The sequence below is a fragment of the Eisenbergiella sp. OF01-20 genome (genome assembly GCF_003478085.1).
Taxonomy (GTDB): domain Bacteria; phylum Bacillota; class Clostridia; order Lachnospirales; family Lachnospiraceae; genus Eisenbergiella.
This window is the reverse complement of the sequence record NZ_QUES01000001.1, coordinates 135,934-155,101: the sequence shown is the minus strand read 5'-3', so window position 1 is coordinate 155,101 and position 19,168 is coordinate 135,934. Positions and strand designations below refer to the sequence as shown.

Below are 19,168 nucleotides of genomic sequence, written 5' to 3'. Positions count from 1 at the left end.
AACCGGACGGCATTTTTTTATCCTATACTATCCAGTATACAGGAAGCGGATTATGCATTCAAGATGCACTCCTTTTCGTTCCCGAAAGTGCCGCGGGCCATTTGGCAACTGTGCGGTTTGAGACTCTTACTACAGCTGTTTTGCCATTACGGCAATTCCTTCTTTTCCCGGCAGTCTGACTTCAACCCACCCGCAGGCCTCTTCCAGCACCGTTGTCCTTGTCATTTCCCAGACATCGATGATTTCAACCTCATACTTCTTGTCCTCCGGCAGAGTAAGGGAACACAGGGCTGCACACTGCCTCGCAAAATATTTAATGTAGGCCTGTTCCCCGCATTGACCGTAATAGCAGGCATCCTTGGCCTGGGACAGCTCCCGTTCCTCTTTATTTATCAAGGCGTGGAACCGTTCATATGCCTCCTCAGGCCTTTCAAAAACAGTGGCCGTGATATTCCTGTCATCCGGCCCCATGACAGCAGGTTCTTTCCAGAGGCTAAGGTGGGACGGCAGGCTATACAGAATGTTCTTCAGGAAAGCAATCCGCGGCACGCTCTGCCCCTTTAACCGGCCGCCCCTGGCCCACCAGAGCACCTCATCCTCCGAAACATAAGTTTCCCCATGGGTCACAAAGGATCCCTGGATGCAGCCGCGCCAAAAACGGTTCACCATCTCAAATGCGGAAATATTCCCCCAGGCCATATTTATATTGCCCTCATAGCAGCACTCGTCAAAAACTACTGGTTTTTTATACCGTTCCTGCCATTCCGCCGCTTTATGTATGCCATCCGTCTGAATACTACAGTGCGTCACGTTAGGGCGTGTGAAATCATAAAAATGAACACAGTTATGACTGCTCAGCAAATGCCCGACGCAGTCGTTAGCAGCGACAAATTCCTCTATTTCATGCCATTCCTCCATTGTACGGTTGAACATCAGATCATATTCGTTGGCAAGGCTCCACCAGATAAAAGGATAAGCGGATAGCCTGCGGAGCAGATAATCCAGGTAAATCTTCCATTCCTCCATGCGCAAAAGGGAAAAGCCCCAGCGATCATAAGGGTGGAACAAAATCAAATCCGTTTCCATACCCATTTCTCCGAGCCGAACAAGAATTTTTTCAAAATGATCCCAATAGTCCATACAAGGGCTATGAACGTCCCACTTCCCTTCCTCATTTCTCTCAAAAGGGAAATACTGCGGCTCATTGTGATTATATCTGTAATGCTTTGGGAATATACAATGGCGCACCTTATTAAAAGGGGTATGCTCCAGGGTATGCATGGTCTGTTCAATTATCGCTTCACTCTGGTGGGCAAGCGCGTAGACAGTGGTTCCGAATGGAATATACTTCGTACCGTCTTGATAAACAAAATGAAGGCCTTCCGCTTTTACCATACCATGTCTTCCGGTCCTTGCCGGCAGGCATTCCTCTTCCCCTGTTAAGGAGCCTTTCAGAGGAATGACACTTTCGGTTTTCCAGGAATACCGGCCGGTTTTTTGAGGGAGGAAACGTACTTTGTAGATATTTTCCCCTGCATAAAATCCTTTTGCGGCCTTTTCTTCGCTGCCCAGATAGAATATGGTATGAAAAGTGAACAGCGCATGGGAACCTCCGGGCGGTTCTCCGGTAAAGCGTAATTCAAACATTTCGTATTGATACATTTTTATTCTTTCTCCTCCGTTTTTGTGGTTTATTGAATTTTCCAGCTAATTAAAATCTTTCATAAAGTATAAAACAGCCGGGGCAGATCAACAATGTGACATTCTTGACCTGCTCCGGCAAAAATTGACCTGCTGCATATCAGGGCGCTCCCGGCGGGGCAGGATGATATGCGGCAGGTTATTTATAATCTTTCGGTAAAAAACCCAGGGCACTGCCATAGAACCCCGGGCAGATGCCGAACAGCTACTTAGAGAACTCAGGATCGCGGATTCGGCCCACGATAATCATCGCCGCAAGGAATAAAACAAATGTAAACACAAATGGCAGCCGACGGTCAATGCTTGATAACCATCCGGCAAAATAACCAAACGGGGAAGAAAATGCAATGGTAAAGGACATAATTAATGCATTAATTCTGGCGCGCTCCTCCGCATTAATAGTCAGCTGAATCAATGTATCTTTACGGGGCATGACAAGTGAACCGGCCACTGCAGCAACAAAGACATAAACAATAACAAACAGCATATTCCCTGTTGGAGCCAGTATCAGAAGAATTCCTGCTGCGGCATACAATACCAAACCAATCCACATGGGTATCCGGAATTTTACCAATTCCAGCCGGTGCTGTATACCAATCATAAAAATCAACATTACGGCCGCGTTCAGAATCGGGAAAAAAGCCAGATAACGGGATTCTATGTCCAGCCATTGCGTCACATATAAGCTGAAAAAGTTAGTGCTGACCATATTCGTGATATATAATATGACGGTGACAGCCAGTACCTTCATAACCTCCTTATCCTTCAATACTTTAGGAATCAGTTCCTTGTATTCATATAACATATGTAACAAAGAGGTATCTTTCGTCTCAGCCATCCGGATCTTTCCCTGCCGGGTTTCTTTACAATAACGAAAAGTAACTGCTACCTTAATTAACATATTCACCGCAAAAACCAGATATAAAACCCGGATGACCGGAATTACGGTAAAGGAATTGATCAGCAAACCTGAAAGCGGCGCAAAAAAGATTGCAATCAAACCGCCTATATTTACCCAGGTATATATCCCCAGCAAATCTTTGGGTTCCGCATCTTCAATCAGCAAACAATACCATGCGGTCTGGTTAATCTGTTCAAAACAGTTAAATAACATGGCAATCAAAAAGAGCCAGAAGTTATTGGATATGCTCCATATCAGGCAGGCGATACTCCATCCGAAGAAATCGCCCATCATAGTTGTAAATTTCCGTCCCAGCTTATCCGTTAAGATCCCGCCAAAGAAAGAAAAAAGCACCTGAAACACCATAGTAATCGACAGAATCAGTCCGATTTGAACATCCGTTACTCCCTGTGAATACATGTACAGTGTGGCGAATGGTGCGATTAAATTATATGGAATGCCCCATAGAGGCTCCATCAGTATCAATGTTCTTGGATTTCCTTTGTTATGCTTCAGCAATTCCAGTAAAGGATGGTTTAGTATTTTATTTGTCTTTTGTTCTGCACTCACTGCTCTCTCCATTCTGCTGCTTTTTTTAATCTATATACCGGCTGAACTTCCGCATTCGATTCAGAAACTTTGAACGGCTTCTGCTGTACTGTCATTACTATATAAATAACAATTCAGGCTGATTTACGCCTTTCGCAAAGAGTAAAACAGCCGGGAAAGATCAATAATGTAATAGCCTTGACCTTCCCCGGCAAAAAGAACGGCTGCCGGATGTTCTATACATAATATCAATTATCAATTTTCCTGTAGTCCGAACCTCATCCGCCGCAGTCGCAGCTTTTTGCAGATTGAGGTAAAACGCTGCACAGTTCCTGCGCGGCACTGCGCCGTTTAACCGAAATACATATTTTACAGCTTCAGGAAGTCCTTTACCGCATCCTTCATTTTGTCTTTATCACATATAGTCGTATGCAGCACCGGCGCCGTCCTGATTTCTTCAATTGCTTCAGGGACTTCCACATTCGCCAGTGCCGACAGCTCGTCAACAAGCGCAAAATCCCCCCACGTCAGCTCCCCGTATTTCGGATCAATCGCCTGCATAACACTTCTTGTGAACTTAAACGGACTGGCTGTGGACGCGATTACAGTCAGTGTATCCCTATCCCCTGACGCCTCTTTATATTTATCATAAACTGCGGAAGCAACCGCCGTATGGGTATCGATTACATAACCGGTATCCTCATATAAAGCCTTAATCCTGCCAAAGGCCTCATCCTCTTTCGCAAAATTCCCATAGAAATCCCCCAGCTTCTCTTTCATCTTTGGAGTGATCTCATATTTTCCTTCCCCGCTGAGAGCCTTCATCAGGGCTTGTGTTTTCACCGGATCATCCCCGGCAATCCTGTAAATAAGGCGCTCCAGGTTACTGGAAATCAGAATATCCATGGAAGGGGAACTGGTGAGCACAAATTCACGGTTACGGTCATATTCCCCTGTGGAAAAGAAATCATACAGCACTTTATTCTCATTAGAAGCACATATCAGCTTATTTATGGGAAGCCCCATGTTCTTCGCATAGAAGGCCGCAAGGATATTTCCGAAATTACCGGTGGGCACCGCAACGTTAATCTTCTCTCCTGCAGTAATCTTGCCTTCCGCCAACAGCTGCGCATAGGCATACACATAGTAAACAATCTGAGGAACCAGACGCCCGATATTAATGGAATTGGCTGAAGAAAACTGATAGCCCCCATCCGCCATTTCTTTTTCCAGTTCTTTATCCGAAAACAGCCGTTTCACGCCAGTCTGTGCATCATCAAAATTACCGTGGATACCTACTACAAGGGTATTGTCCCCCTTCTGGGTAACCATCTGCTTCTCCTGGATGGGGCTTACCCCGTTCTTCGGATAGAAAACAATGATTTTCGTTCCCGGCACATCGGCAAAGCCGGCCAGAGCCGCCTTACCTGTATCACCGGAGGTTGCTGTCAAAATGACAATCTCCTTATCGGCATGGTTTTTCTTAGCCGACGTTATCATTAAATGAGGAAGAATAGACAATGCCATATCCTTAAAAGCGATTGTTTTGCCATGGAAAAGCTCCAGATAATATGCTCCGCCCGCTTCTGCAAGAGGTGCGATTACCTCTGTGTCAAATTTGCTGTCATAAGCGCTGGCAATGCAACTCTTCAGTTCCTCTTCCGTAAAATCGGTCAGAAACAGCTTCATCACTTCATAAGCCACTTCCTGATAGGTCATAGCGCTTAATTCTTCCGGCGTCTTATCCAATGCGGGAATTCTTTCCGGTACAAAAAGCCCCCCATCGTCTGAAAGTCCTTTCAGAATTGCCTGGGAAGCACTTGCCGCCGCATTACTTCTGGTACTCCTGTATAAGATTTCCATTTCACAATCTCCTCACCGCCTGCCTGGCAGGCTTATTTTCTCCTATGATATCCATCCTGTAAACCGGCTACTTCAAAGCGTGTCTATGGCAGATATTGCTTTTTTACCCGTCAGTTCATCAGTATAGCATACATTCTTTCATGATGCAATCCGTTTCTGACACACTTTTGTATTTCCTGCAAAGACAAAAGTAAATAAAACTATCACCATCTGTATATTCATAAAAAGAAATTGCATGTGATCTCATTTTAGGTAATTCCCAAATCTACTGCCTTTTTCATCAAATATTGCATAACATAATATCAGGTAAAGAAGAAAATCCAGCCAACTTGAGACAAGCATAACCGATTCCAGCCATTCCGTTCATCAATCCTTTTGCGTATTTTTCCTGTGGCATGACATGATCACACTCCAGCTCCTTCAGAGAAGCGGATACAAGAAGAGATTTTACAGCTTCCAAATCACTGCTGTTATTATATTCCAGATATTTGTCCAAAAGCAGCAACATCCCCATGTTTCCATGGCAAAGACACATTCCCTTTCTCATCTGTAAAGAAAGGAAACATTTCTTCGCACGGACAAGATCTTCCTTTAAAAGTTGCTCCAAAGCCTTTCCTGCATAAGGCAAACAGGCAAGCCTTGCCGCCGTAATCCCTCCAAAGCCATGGCACCAGGCATATGACTGATACCTTTCGGCCTCATCCTGACGCAAATCTGCCCAGTTATTATATTTTTCCTCATATAAACTGCTTTCATAATTCAAACAGCCTATGATTAAATTCTGATATTTATCCGTTTTTAATAAAAAGCCAAGCTTTACCAATCCAGGCAACATACCACTGTTGCCATGGGACATTCCCGCTAATACTTTCTGAGAAGATTTATTTAACCAACCAACACCATGGCTCTGTCTTTCAGCATGATCAGCCAATATATCGCCAGCTTTTTCTGCTGCTTTGAGATACTGCATGTTCTGAGTCAAAGAATACATCTCACATAGTGCAACAATAGCTCCTGCATTTCCGTAAACCAAATCGTAGGACGTGTCCTTTTCCAAAAGTTCTGTTAACAGTACTGTATGTTTACAGGCATATTCCAAAAAAGTCTGCTCTCCGGTCATACGGAACAAAAGCTGATAAGCATAACATAATGAAGCTTCTCCGCAGTAAATCCCCGTACTTTCAGTTAAAAGCATATTTCTGTCCATCAGGCAATTATCCGTATATTGAAACAGTGTATTTTTTACAGCATTACAGATCTCCGACAGCCTTCCACATGCTTGCTGTATCCCAAAAAGGAATACAGCAATACCTGACATACCATTGTAAAAATACATATCTCCTTCTGCTATATATATTCTTTCCTCATTGACTCCTGCCAGCAACGGTTCTATCCAGCTGACTGTCTGTTTTTCTTTATCCCAAAGGGCTTCTTTTTCTATATGATCCGCAATTTCCATTGCCTTATGAAAGAAATGAACCTTATTATTCTCTTTTTTTACTTCCTTCGGCCTTATCATTGGAAAATGGCTATTAATAAACTCATTACTGCCGTATCCGGATAATTCCATTACCATCCGGATAATACCCTCTTGTCTTCGGCAATCCAAATCTACTGATCTTTCCAGCCGAAACCGGACGCAATCATCCAGTGATACCGTATAGTATTTCTCTATTTCTTCACCTCTGGAAGAAAATAGAGAATGACTGTCCATTTTTGTATAATAATAAGGGATATCACCTTCTTCCATATCCCTTATTCCATATTCTATAGCTTGTTTTTCATTGGGGGTAATACTCTTCTTTCCTTCATACAAATGTTCCATCAATTCTCTTCTTTTTTTATCATTTTGTAATATCATAGGATGATAGCTTCCAAACAGAAGCATTGTATATCTTTGTGTATTTTCCAGCAGCACCCTTACCCTGCATTCGGCGCTTTCCTTCTTAAACAATCTAATAAAATCATTCTTATTCTCTACAATAAAATAATAAGCCTTACAGAAGCCTGCTCTGATATCGGATTCATATGCAACCGCTGAAATTCTGTCATCATGCATCATAACCTGATTGTTAGCGATAGGCATTTCCGGATAATCATAAGAAATTTTCATGTCGGAAGTCTTATCATTGATTACTCTTGCAACCTTAATTGCAGCTTTTTGCCCTTCCCCTCCATTGAGTACATTTACCTGCGTTTTTCTAGCAGGATCAGGTAAAATACCACTGAACAGAACCGAATATCCTCCTTTTGAGTTGTCCTTACCTCCCGCCAACGTACTAAGCACCTCTACATCAACCGGAACCGGATATTCTCCATGAGCAATCAGGTTTTCATAATGCAGATCTCCAGTTCCCAAAAAATAACTCAGGCATACCCCCACACCCAGCCGACAAAAATAGTTTTTAATTTGTTCCGGTGCCGTACAGCCCCTGGCCTCCACAAATTCCACCCACCCATAATTATCACGCAGAATACATTCATATGAATATCCTTCCATCCCAATCCCGTTATACAGATAATTTAATAAAACCTGAAAAGCTTTTTCTGTTTGAACAGGGCGGGGTTTATATAGAAATTTCTGTCCTTTGTCGGTTTCTATTTTTAACACACATTGCCCACCACAATGAAGATCAGAGTCCATAGTGCAAACAGATACTATCTTTCCTAATTGTACGCCTCTAAGAATTGTTTTCTCTATTTCGTTTTTATCAGCAATCAAGCGCTTCCACATAGTACTTAAGAAAACAGCAGTTTGCCCTATCGTCTTTTCAATATTTTGCTTCAGCACAGGATATACGTCAAAAAGCTCTTCTCTCAACTCCGTTTTTCCAAGAAACTTCGTCTGGAAATATTCATATTCCTCAGAACTGTCACTTCCTTCAAGCCGACCAGCCGCCTTATACATACTCATTTCCACAATAAGAGTTCTTACACATATTGCATGGATACGAGAGAGTATAAGCTCTATAGTCCCTTTGCAGAACATATGGGAACGATAGAAGGTTCCTAATTCTTTTATAAATTTACTCTTTGTTTCTACAAGAAAAGGGCGATAAAACACACCATAGGTTTGGTTTGAAACAATATTATCCTCTAAATAATCAGTAACTGAACTCTCAACTTTTGATTCTTTATTTACTTCATTATTTTTCATATATTTACCTAATTTATTGTATATTTATGCTTTATTATAAGCAGAGAAAAGGCAAGATGTCGAATGATCATCTTGCCTTTTTCCGAATTACCTAGCAGCAGAAAATTGAAAGGAATGGAGTTGATTCTGTATTATAGAGTAATTCAGGTATGTCTACCATCTCACTCTTACATGACTCCTCAATTTCGAAAAATACATCTCCTGCTTTTTCCATAAACTTTGCTCTTTCGTTTCCCATTGGTTTTTCCTCCTTTAATTAAATAATGATATATTAACATAGAATATATCCGCTTGCCAATTGTATTCAAAAATTCCATTATAATTGTTTACAGCAGTTCTTACACTTTCTAACCCAATACCACGAAGCATTTTATTTTTTTTAGTACTTTCAAGTTTATTATTTGATATTTTTATTTCACCACTATAAACATTTGATACGTTAATCATGGTCGAACAATCATTTTGACTCATTGATATTTCAATCCACTTTTCTATATTCTGTACGTTTATACAAGCTTCAATTGCATTATCTAAAATATTCGCAAGTATTGCACACCAATCAATGTCTTGTATTATGCCTTCTTTTATATCACTTGCGCTAATAATGAATCTAATACCATTATTGCGTGCCTTTTCAAATTTATCATTTAGAATAATATCAACAATACGATTGCCTGTATACTTTTTATGCTCCAATTCCAGAATAGGTTCGCTAATTTTCTTAATATATTCTTCCGCCCTATCTAAATTTCTATCAGAGATTAGCAATGAAAGCACAGATAAATGATTTTTCATATCATGAAATATTCTATCTCTTTTTTGATATAATAAAAGCATTTCATGATAATTCTTTTCTAACATTTCATTTTGATTATTAACCAACTGTATTTCATTATTCTTTTCTATATACATTAAATAAACAATAACTATTATAAAAGTCAATACTAAAATAATAGGAAATAAAGCAAAGTACACATAAATCTTTCCAGCTTCCCTAAATGCAGAAAAAAATACCTGTTCACAACAATATAAACCTAAATATTCTAATATAGTAAATCCAACTAAAATCATTCGATAATTTGTAATTAAATTATTAAAATGGTTTTTATATCTTCTCAATATAAGTACTACAATTAATAAAAAAATTCTACTTATAGCTAAAACTATAATTCTTTCTATATTTAAATCAAATTGAACATAATTCACAAAATCTATAGAGTCTAATAACGCTTGTCCTATATATCCTAAAAATATATCAGAAAAATAAATAGATTCAAAGTATAACACCGATACTAATAAGCATCTTGTTAAATTATCTTTATAAAAAAACTTACCGATACATACTGCAAAAAAAATACACAGAAACATAAAATATCGAGAGTACATACCACCGACTTCTCTTTGATAAATAGTCAAGCCACAAAATAATATGAGCGTAATAAAATAACTAATACGTCTCCAGATGCTGCCCCATTTTTGTTCAAAGAAAAGATTATACAAATAATACAGACCACATATCTCAATGGTACACAATATACCTTGAGCTATTCTTAGCCACATCACATCCTATCCCTCCAATAACCATGGATAGCTTCCTTTACATCCCTGATATGTGTCCTGCCAATCTGAAGCTTTTTTCCGTTTCTAAGAGTAATCTCTTTGCTTTCAAGCTTGATAATATGTTCTATATTTACAATATAACCTCTTTCTATACAGAGAAACTCGTCCGAATCTAGCTGATCGTAAACCTCCTGAAGTGTTTTACGTACCGGGACTTCTCTATCGTTTAAAACAAAGACGGCATTTTTATTATTTTTATAAACATATATGATCTCTTTATATTCTATCCGCTCAAAGCGTGAATTAGTTTCAACGAAATAGTACTTTTCATCTTTCTTCTGTAATTCGCAAAAAATCCCCAGAAGAGCTGCCTCAAGCTTCTCTTCCAGGAGATTCTTTGGGATATAGGAAAAAGCTTTTACTTCATATCCTTCCACGGCATATTGTAGATATGAAGTAGTGAAAACCAGATAGGTTGTTTGTGCAGTCGCCCGGATCTTTTTTGCAAGTTCCAGGCCGTTCATTTGTGGCATTTCTATGTCCAGAAAACAGATATCGTAATGAAATCCTTCTTCCAGATCAAAATAAAAAACCTCCGGGTTAGGGAAAAGTCTGACCTCGCACAAAATGCTTTTGCCATCAAAGAACGTATGCACTTTTTTACGCAGGAGTAAAAGAAAGTCTGTATCGTCATCAACCAAAGCAATTTTAACCAACTCTTTCCCACTCCTATCTGCTTTCCGAACCAATCATATCAGGTTAAAAGGAATTTTAATCCATTTGTCCTCCAACTGCACGTTTTTGACCTCAAACGGCACTTTTAATTATAATATAATTGTGCCAAGAAGAAAAATAAAATTTTCCTTAAATTTCCAAGTCTTGATTTTTTAACTGTGTGCTATACTTTCCGACGCTATCTCAAAAGATAGGCAGAACTACCAAAGGAAAGGCAGGATGCCCGGCTGGGCATCCTGCCTTTCCTTTGATCTTAGCAACAGTAGAAGGTAAGAACCGGTGTGTTTTCAGTAGTCACAGGAATGTCCGAATTGAAATCTTCTTCATGGCTCATTTCCATCAGTTCAAAATCTACATCTCCTGCCTTAGACATAAAACGTTCTCGTTCCTTAAACATTTGATACTCCTCCTTTAATAAAATAGAGATATATTTATTGTAAATATATCATCACACCAACCATAATCAAATATACCGTTGTATTTCTCTACAGCATTCTGAACGCTTTCCATTCCAATGCCGTGCAGATTTTTATCATTTTTATTACTCACTAATTTATTATTTAAAGTCTTTATCTTATCTTCATATGTATTCTTGATTTCAATAAAGGTAGTATAATCATTCTGCATTATACTTAAATCAATCCATTTCTCTTTTTTTATTACCCTGCTGCATGCTTCTATTGCATTATCTAAAAGATTTGCCAGTATCGCACACCAATCTATATCCTGGATTTTATCTTCATTAAGTTTATCTACTTTTATATTCAAATGAATACCAATTGCCCTGGCTTTTTCCAGTTTATCATTCAATATGATATCAACAATACGATTGCCTGTAAAATTCTTATGTTCCAGTTCCAAAATGGGTTCATTTATTTTACTGATGTAATTTTCAGCCTTATTTATATCCTGCTCAGCGATCAGCATGGAAAGAACCGATAGATGATTTTTCATATCATGAAAAATTCTATCACGATTTTGATAGAGAGTTATCATCTCATGATAATTCTTTTCCAACATTTCGTTCTGGCTGTTTACCAACCGTATTTCATTTCTTTTTTCAATATATACAATATAAAAAAGAATAATAATCAATGTAAATGTTATAAGTAAAGGGAAAAATGCAAAATAAATATAAATCTTTTCCTGCAAGCCGAAGGCCGGTACAAAAACCCGATCGCAGAAGTATAATCCAAAGTATTCCAGCAAGGCAAATCCCGCAAATATCAATATGTATTTGGAAAATATTCTGCTCACGAGTGCTCTGTGCCTGATAAACAGGGATATTACCGCGCATAACAGCATTCTGCTGATCAGCATGACAATGATTCTTTTACTGCTTAATTCAAATTGGATATACTCAAAAAAATAATCATGACTGTACAGAGCCTGTCCGATAAAACCAAGAAAAATATCTGAAAAGTATAAGGACTCGAAATATAAAACAGTAACCAGAACAGCTTTTACCCATGATATTTGAAACCATAACATGGTGACCGCCCCGGACAAGACAATACACAGGAGCATAAAATACCGCGAATACATAGATGCCTGATCTCTTTGGTAAAATATCAATCCAAACAGTACCGCCCCGGATATCATCCATAAAATATTACTGCAGGTGTTATCCCATCTTTTATCAAAGAAAATCTGAAGCAAAAAATATAATCCGCATACCTCAACAGCACAAAGCACTCCCTGCGCTATTCTAAGCCAGATCACATTCTATCCCTCCAATATCCGTGAATAGCTTCTTTCACTTCCCTGATATGTGTTCTGCCTATTTGAAGCTTCTTTCCGTTTCTGAGTGTGAGTTCCTTGCTTTCAATTTTAACAATATGCTGGACATTTACGATATAGCCTCTTTCTATGCACATAAACTCTTCAGCATCAAGCTGCAGATAAACCTCCTGCAGGGTCTTGCGTACCGGTACCTCCCGGTCCGTCAGCACAAAAACGGCATTCTTATTGTTCTTATATACATAAATGATCTCTTTATATTCTATTCTCTCAAAACGGGAATTCGTTTCCACAAAATAATATTTCTCTGTATTTTTCTGCATTTCACAAAAAATCCCCAGAAGAGCCGCATCCAGCTTCTCTTCCAGGAGATTCTTTGGGATATAGGAAAAAGCTCTTACCTCATACCCTTCCACGGCATATTGTAGATATGAGGTAGTGAAAACCAGATAGGTGGCCTGCGCAGTGGCCCGGATTTTTCTTGCAAGCTCCAGGCCGTTCATTTGAGGCATTTCTATGTCCAGAATACAGATATCGTAATGAAATCCTTCTTCCAGATCAAAATAAAAAACCTCCGGGTTAGGGAAAAGTCTGACCTCGCACAAAACATTTCTGCCATCAAAGAACGCATGCACTTTTTTGCGCAGGAGCAGAAGAAAGTCTGTATTGTCATCAACCAAAGCTATTTTCAACAATTCTTCTTTCCTCCTATCTGCTTTTCATCATTATCATAGCAGAAATTTTGGAAAATCAATCCTTTTGTCCTTCAACTGCACTTTTTTGACCTCAAATGGCACGATATGATAGTTTTTATTTAAAACGCCTCTATAAATTTTTTTGGCCAACATCCTTATACGAGAGATTTTCCCCTTCAAAACGAATCCACATATAATCCTGGTACATGGCACCATGTGTTTTCTTTACAATATCCAATGGATTATAATGCATCAGCCCCAATGCGGTTAATTGCTCCTGACAGTCTGCTCTTTCTTTCGGAAAACACCTGCGCTCAAAAAACAGGTTTAAATTTTCAACTGTATGAGGCCTTTTACCAAAAACAACATGATGGGGAACCGATGAATATTCCTTGCAGACGATTTCTTTTGTCCGCAAATCTACTTCCACATGGGAACAAACCTCATCCTTATACATTAAATCAAAGATCAACTTCTCTCCCATGATATACCCTCCATTTCTGCAAGCCCTCTTTTTATTACTTCTAAAGCCCTTATACTCTCCTGTGCGTCAAATTGGATACTGTTTATAAAACCGTCATAATCCACTATCAATCTGTCTACGTATCCTATCTGAGACTTAAAGTCTGCCCGGAATGGTTTTGCCTGGATACTTGTGTAGTTGATATCAAAGTCAACCTCAAAGGGATAACTGAAAGTATCTGACATACAAGAGGATCCATTGTCAAAAATCGGAGCTGGTTTATAAACCCCATCTTTGTATAAAAAAGAGATATTATCAAAGTGCCGATCATCGTTGCGTACAATCGAGTCCACACACAAAATACGGTCTATATAATTTTTAATATCCAGCTTTATTTCATCAATAAGAAATTCCCGCAGATCATCATAACTAATCGAAAAAGATCGAAGTCCTGCATTTAACAAATCTTTTATAGTTATCTCTTCATATTCTTTTACAAAATCATAGGAATAGCAGCCTATACCCAAACGCTTTCCATCCTCATAAATCATGCAGGAAAAGTAATCTACATAATCCTCTTCCTTAATATTAGTAAAATGCAGGAACCATGAGACCAATGTCTCAGCTATATTCTCATATCCAAGACAATTCAACTTCACAAATTTATCCCCAGACCTCCATTTTATTTGATTTCCTTTGGAAGAAAATCTGGAAACCAATCTTTCCCTGCGGCTCACATGTACAACATTCAACTCTTCTTTAACATCCCTTAATTTTCGTTTTTGCATACACACCACCCGCTTCCTTTTGTATATTATCTTATTATACGATACCACAAAAAGCGCGTCAATGAACTGCTATTCCCTCTATCCGAAAAATTCATGTCCCCCATATGCAAAAAGCCAGGTGAGATGATTGTCGAACCACTGCATTTTATCCGCGGCCACCGCTTTACGGGCCACAAAGTACAAAGCGCCCTGGGAAATATCTTCTCCATATACGGCTCTGTCCACGGCCCTTTTCGTTTCCTCGCTCACCTTTACCCGGTTGATTCTCCCGTCGCTGACCGGGGAGAACTGGCAGACGCCGAATTCTCTCTGGTAGACCACCTCCGTAACCGTGTCGGGGAAGATACCGCTCTTTACCCGGTTCAATACTACATTGGCTACCAGCAGCTTTCCGTTTTCGTCTTCCCCGCCGGCTTCGGCTTCCACTATTTTCAGCAGTGCATTATAATCCGTATCACTCAATTGATATACCGGCTTTTTTTCCAGCACGCCGCATTCCAGGACACGCTGGTCCGAAGCGGCGGCGGGGACTACGGAACAGAAGCTTGTCTCCTGGTATTCGGCAATATCCTCCATAAAAGAAGCCCGGAAGGCCTCCTGGGAGACGATTTTGTTGATCTGCACACCACGGGCGCACATCCATGCCGTGATAACAAGCAAATTGGAAACCAGTAAAATCAGTCCGTATTTTTTATACTGCATATATCAATACACCATACCTTTCTGTTGCTTTTGTTACAACCTGGCTGTCTCACATGGGGAAATCACAGAACGGATTTCCGCATATGTGAAGTCCTAATTACAAAACGTAATCATTTTGTAATACTTATTCAATAGTATATTCATATTTTATACAGTGGGTACGCAAAATATATCTGTTTTCAGACAAGTTTTCAGGTTAACGAAGGATTTGTCCCTCTTATGAAAACATGTTATAATAAGCGTCATGAGGAAAATGCCCGGATTTACGCCATTTCCAGGACATCCTTATTTTATTCCACAGGAAAAAGAGGTTCTCAATGAAGCATCGCATGATACGACATAAAACAGCATGTTCCTTCCTTATTTTGTTTTTTCTGCTTTCAGACATTTTTTTAACCGGCTGCGGACAGATAAGGGAGCCGCAGACCAAGACCGGGTTTTATTTTAATACGGTGATATCTATTACGGTTTACCGTGCTGAGGATGCGGGTTATCTGGAGGATTGTTTTTCTCTCTGTGAAACCTATGAAAAGCTGTTTAGCCGTACGCTGGAGGGAAGCGATATCTATCGCATCAACCACAGCCAGGGCGAGCCGGTAACGGTGTCCGGGGAAACCGTTTATCTTCTGGAACAGGCCTGTTATTATGCCCGGTTAAGCGGGGGAAGGATCGATCCCACCGTAGCTTTGCTGGACGACCTTTGGAACTTCAGCGGGCAGGCAGGAAACGAAGATGCGCAGGAAACGGAAGCTTCGTCCGGCGGATCCGTCCTGCAACCAAAAAAGATACCGGCTGATGCCGATATCCAATCTGTTCTCCCTCATATTACTTATGAGAATATTCATATTGAAAATAATACGGTTTCCCTGGCCGATCCTTTATCGCAGATCGATTTGGGTTTTATTGCCAAAGGATATATCGCCGATAAAGTGAAGGAGCTTTTACTGGAAAAAGGGGTAAAAAGCGCCCTGATCAATCTGGGGGGCAACGTGCTTGCCCTGGGAAATAAGCCGGACGGTTCCGCCTTTACGATAGGCATGCAGAAGCCCTTTGATGAACAGGGAAAAGCTATCGCCACCCTTTCCCTTTCCGATCATTCCCTGGTGTCCTCCGGGGTCTACGAACGGTATTTCCGGCAGGGCGGCAGACTATATCATCATATCCTGGACACCAAAACCGGGTATCCTGTGGAAAACGGACTTCTTGGCGTTACCATACTCTCCGGCTCCTCCATGGAAGGGGATGCCCTGAGCACCACCTGTTTTGTCCTGGGGCTGACGGAGGGTATGGAGCTGATAGAAGCAATCCCTGACACGGAAGCGGTTTTTATTACGGAAGATTACCAGCTCCATCCCAGCAGCGGTCTCAGCGGGAAGCTGTCTGAAGGGACTTCCTGATTTCCCCTTCCGCCAGGAAACGGATGAGAAAGAATCCGGCGGCGAGCATCAGCAGGCATACAAGCCATTCGCTTCCTGTGGGAAGGCCGGGAAACACCTGGGCCATGGAAGCGGCCATAAATCCAAGGATACACAGATAAGCAGGACCGGGGAATTTTTCCATCGCCCCTTCCAGCAGCTTGGTCGTCGCCACCACTCCCAGGGCAAGGCCAAGCCCGATGGGAATCAGGTAGGGTAAATGGAGCTGTGTGATAGCTTTCATGACCGTATCATACATTCCCATGAGAAGAAGCATATAGGAAACGCTGATTCCCGGCAGTACAAGGGCGATGGCCGCTATCACTCCCGCAAGTATGAGAAGCAGGTAAGAGGTCAGGCCGGCGCTCATATCCGCCTGAAAGGTATCCGCGGGAAGAAGGGCAAAAAGTCCCACTACCGCCGCTCCCACCAAAAAGAACAGAAGCTTTCCCAGGCCCCCCTTTTCCCAGCTTGCTTTTTTCAGTATCATGGGAACGCTTCCTGCAACCGCCCCGATAAAAAAGTAGAGCATAGGCATTTCAAACCGTTCCATCAGGCTGAGCATGGGTCTTGCAAAAAGTAACATACCAAGGCCTCCGCCCAGACTAAACAGCGTCAGAAAGCAGAGGCTTTCTTTCTTATGCTTCATAAATGAGCTGACTGAGGAAACCAGCCTGTCGTAAACGCCCAGAATCATAGCCATGCTTCCGCCGCTGCATCCCGGTACCAGCATGGTCCCTCCCACACACAAACCTTTTAAAATCGTGCTTATGCCGTTATCTTTTTTTTCCTGCATACATTCCTCCATTCCATGCCGTTTGCCGGTTTCCATTATTCTTCTTTTTCCTTTTCAAATTTGCGGATGTTTTCACCCTTGCCGATAATGACAAGGATATCATCCTCCCGGAAAATGTATTCCGGATCCACTTCAATTTCCGTCTTTCCGTCATGCTGCAGCGCAATGATATTCAGGCCGAAGCGTCTGCGAAGATCCATGTCCAGCACGCTTCTGCCTTCATAAACAGCCGGAAGGCGCACTTCCGCAATCTCCACATCGCTGTTCAGGGATATATTATCCAGCACGCTTCCTGTAAGCAGCCGTTTGGCAAGCCGCAATGCCATATCCCGTTCCGGATAGATAACCTCCGCCCCCAGCTTTTCCAGAATTTCCCCCTGATCCCGGCTGATAGCTTTGGCGATCACGCGAGGGACTCCCAGGTTAACCACATGAAGCGTCGTAAGGATACAGGTATCTATTTTTTCTCCGATGCCCACAATTACCGTATCACAGTTCTGGATCCCGATTTCCTCCAGGACCTCCGTACTGAGTTCATCCGCCACATACGCATTTTCCGTATACTGTCTCAGTTCCTTTACCTTGCTTTCGCAGCTGTCCACTACAATGACTTCTTTACCGGCTTCCGCCAGCCGCAGGGCCAGCGCGGAACCGAAGCGGCCCAGGCCTATAACTCCATAGGATGCCGTTTCTCCCGCTTTTTTATTCTTTCCTGTCAATTTCATATTAATTGTCTCCTATATTTTCTGCAGCGATATGCCGCCCCTCTACCCGATTGTTACACTTTCTTCCGTAAACCTGGCATTTGCCGTGGTCTTAAATGCCCATAGGGACGCAATGGTCAGCGGGCCTAAGCGGCCTATAAACATTATCAGTATAATCACAAGCTTTCCGGGGATACCCAAATCCGGTGTAATTCCGGTCGAAAGTCCCACGGTGCCGAATGCGGAGGTCACTTCAAACAGCAGCTGTAAAAAAGAATAGTGCGGTTCCAGCAGGCACATGACAAAGGTTCCCATGCAAACCACGGTACAGGAGAGAAATGTGATAATAAAAGCCTTACTGATAACCACTTCCGGTATTTTCCGTTTAAAGGCTCCGGCATATTGATTTGCCGCCGCTCCGCGGGCTGCCTGGATCATAACAAAAAGCGTGCTCGTTTTGATTCCTCCGCCGGTTGATCCGGGAGATGCGCCCACAAACATGAGAAGAATCAGGATAAACAGGCCGTCATCCGTAAAGCTTCCGATAGGATACGTGGAAAATCCCGCAGTTCTCGCGGAAACGCTCTGGAAAAAAGCGCCAAGCCAGGTGATATCCTCCGTCGCCTTCAGGGACAGCGTTCCCACCGCAAGGAGAATCAGACTCATGGTAATTACTATTTTGGAATGCAGCGTCAGTTTCCGGAAGGAGCGGTTCCTGAGGATATCCAGGATAACGAGAAATCCCAGACCGCCGAATATAATAAGGCCGCTCGTTGTCAGATTCAAAAGCACATTGCTTTGATAGGGTATCAGGTTCCTGAGCCCTCCCAGGATATCAAAGCCGGAATTATTAAACGCGGCCACCGAATGGAACAGGCTGATGCCCAGCGCTTCCAGCGGCGGATAATCCCGGACAAATACAAGAAAACTGAGGACGGCACCCGCACCTTCAAAACAAAGCGTCATCAGCAGTATATTTTTTACCAGCCGTACCATCCCTTTGGAGGTATTCACATTCATGGCTTCCCTTACCAGGGTCCGCCCCTTCAGCCCAATCCGCTTTCCCGCCACCAAAATGAAGCCGACCCCCACCGAGGTTACCCCCAGGCCGCCGATCTGGATGAGCAGTGCCACCACGGTTCTTCCAAATACCGTAAAATGCTCTGCCGTGTCAATGGCAATCAGCCCGGTCACACATACGGCGCTGGTGGATGTAAAAAGGGCATCTATAAAGGTCACCTGCGCGCCTTCCCTGACGGAACAGGGTAGCATGAGCAGCAACGCCCCTGTCAGAATCACAAAAGCAAAGCCCATCGCTATAATCCGGCCCGGCGGCTGCCCCTTTATGTAATTCAGGCTTTTTCTGAAAAACGGCATAAAAAAACATAGCCTGCCATTG

At 41.8% G+C, this 19,168-nt stretch carries 17 protein-coding genes; 1 reads left to right on the top strand and 16 read right to left on the bottom strand.

Going from position 1 to position 19,168, the window contains the following annotated elements; all coding sequences use genetic code 11:
• Positions 1-129 precede the first annotated feature (129 nt).
• The 13 genes from DXA36_RS00720 to DXA36_RS00670 form a co-directional block, all read right to left on the bottom strand.
• Positions 130-1,662 carry a DUF5605 domain-containing protein gene (locus DXA36_RS00720; RefSeq protein ID WP_118675775.1) on the bottom strand — a complete coding sequence of 511 codons (1,533 nt, stop codon included), beginning with the start codon at positions 1,660-1,662 and terminating at the stop codon, positions 130-132.
• A gap of 244 nt (positions 1,663-1,906) precedes the next feature.
• The gene (locus DXA36_RS00715; RefSeq protein ID WP_243114531.1) at positions 1,907-3,172 is read right to left on the bottom strand and encodes an MFS transporter; all 1,266 of its coding nucleotides are present in this window, start codon (positions 3,170-3,172) and stop codon (positions 1,907-1,909) included.
• A gap of 348 nt (positions 3,173-3,520) precedes the next feature.
• Positions 3,521-5,014, bottom strand: a complete 1,494-nt coding sequence (gene thrC, locus DXA36_RS00710) for a threonine synthase (protein WP_118675773.1) — start codon at positions 5,012-5,014, stop codon at positions 3,521-3,523.
• Positions 5,015-5,294: 280 nt separating this feature from the next.
• Entirely contained in the window at positions 5,295-8,171 is a 2,877-nt protein-coding gene (lanM, locus tag DXA36_RS00705; protein WP_118675772.1) for a type 2 lanthipeptide synthetase LanM, read from the bottom strand.
• 91 nt (positions 8,172-8,262) lie between these two features.
• Positions 8,263-8,409, bottom strand: a complete 147-nt coding sequence (locus DXA36_RS32785; RefSeq protein WP_182478858.1) for a hypothetical protein — start codon at positions 8,407-8,409, stop codon at positions 8,263-8,265.
• A 14-nt stretch (positions 8,410-8,423) separates the two neighbouring features.
• On the bottom strand, positions 8,424-9,731 hold the full coding sequence (locus DXA36_RS00700; RefSeq protein ID WP_118675771.1) for a sensor histidine kinase: 1,308 nt from the start codon (positions 9,729-9,731) through the stop codon (positions 8,424-8,426).
• Complete coding sequence (locus DXA36_RS00695) at positions 9,731-10,447, bottom strand: LytR/AlgR family response regulator transcription factor (RefSeq protein ID WP_118675770.1); 717 nt, start codon at positions 10,445-10,447, stop codon at positions 9,731-9,733. The genes DXA36_RS00700 and DXA36_RS00695 overlap by 1 nt, the downstream gene beginning before the upstream one ends.
• Before the next feature lie 272 nt (positions 10,448-10,719).
• Positions 10,720-10,863: a hypothetical protein gene (locus DXA36_RS32780; RefSeq protein ID WP_182478857.1), complete on the bottom strand. Its 144-nt coding sequence runs from the start codon at positions 10,861-10,863 to the stop codon at positions 10,720-10,722.
• Positions 10,864-10,877: 14 nt separating this feature from the next.
• Positions 10,878-12,188, bottom strand: coding sequence for a sensor histidine kinase (locus DXA36_RS00690; protein ID WP_118675769.1), 1,311 nt, complete (start codon positions 12,186-12,188; stop codon positions 10,878-10,880).
• On the bottom strand, positions 12,185-12,901 hold the full coding sequence (locus DXA36_RS00685; RefSeq protein ID WP_118675768.1) for a LytR/AlgR family response regulator transcription factor: 717 nt from the start codon (positions 12,899-12,901) through the stop codon (positions 12,185-12,187). Before DXA36_RS00685 ends, DXA36_RS00690 begins: the two co-directional genes overlap by 4 nt.
• A 130-nt stretch (positions 12,902-13,031) precedes the next feature.
• Positions 13,032-13,385, bottom strand: a complete 354-nt coding sequence (locus DXA36_RS00680) for a hypothetical protein (RefSeq protein ID WP_118675767.1) — start codon at positions 13,383-13,385, stop codon at positions 13,032-13,034.
• Complete coding sequence (locus DXA36_RS00675; RefSeq protein WP_118675766.1) at positions 13,370-14,152, bottom strand: hypothetical protein; 783 nt, start codon at positions 14,150-14,152, stop codon at positions 13,370-13,372. Before DXA36_RS00675 ends, DXA36_RS00680 begins: the two co-directional genes overlap by 16 nt.
• A 78-nt stretch (positions 14,153-14,230) precedes the next feature.
• Positions 14,231-14,854, bottom strand: coding sequence for a cell wall hydrolase (locus DXA36_RS00670; RefSeq protein ID WP_118675765.1), 624 nt, complete (start codon positions 14,852-14,854; stop codon positions 14,231-14,233).
• 317 nt (positions 14,855-15,171) lie between these two features.
• Between DXA36_RS00670 and DXA36_RS00665 the strand changes: the two genes are divergently transcribed.
• Positions 15,172-16,251, top strand: coding sequence for an FAD:protein FMN transferase (locus tag DXA36_RS00665; protein ID WP_118675764.1), 1,080 nt, complete (start codon positions 15,172-15,174; stop codon positions 16,249-16,251).
• Here DXA36_RS00665 and DXA36_RS00660 read toward each other — a convergent pair.
• From DXA36_RS00660 to DXA36_RS00650, 3 genes are read right to left on the bottom strand one after another with little or no spacing between them, the layout of a single operon-like run.
• Complete coding sequence (locus DXA36_RS00660; RefSeq protein WP_118676357.1) at positions 16,220-17,065, bottom strand: DUF368 domain-containing protein; 846 nt, start codon at positions 17,063-17,065, stop codon at positions 16,220-16,222. The genes DXA36_RS00665 and DXA36_RS00660 overlap by 32 nt on opposite strands.
• A 35-nt stretch (positions 17,066-17,100) precedes the next feature.
• Positions 17,101-17,790, bottom strand: a complete 690-nt coding sequence (locus DXA36_RS00655) for a potassium channel family protein (RefSeq protein ID WP_118675763.1) — start codon at positions 17,788-17,790, stop codon at positions 17,101-17,103.
• A gap of 42 nt (positions 17,791-17,832) precedes the next feature.
• A complete protein-coding gene (locus DXA36_RS00650; RefSeq protein WP_334295091.1) occupies positions 17,833-19,125 on the bottom strand; it encodes a TrkH family potassium uptake protein in 1,293 nt (430 codons plus the stop codon).
• Positions 19,126-19,168: the final 43 nt, after the last annotated feature.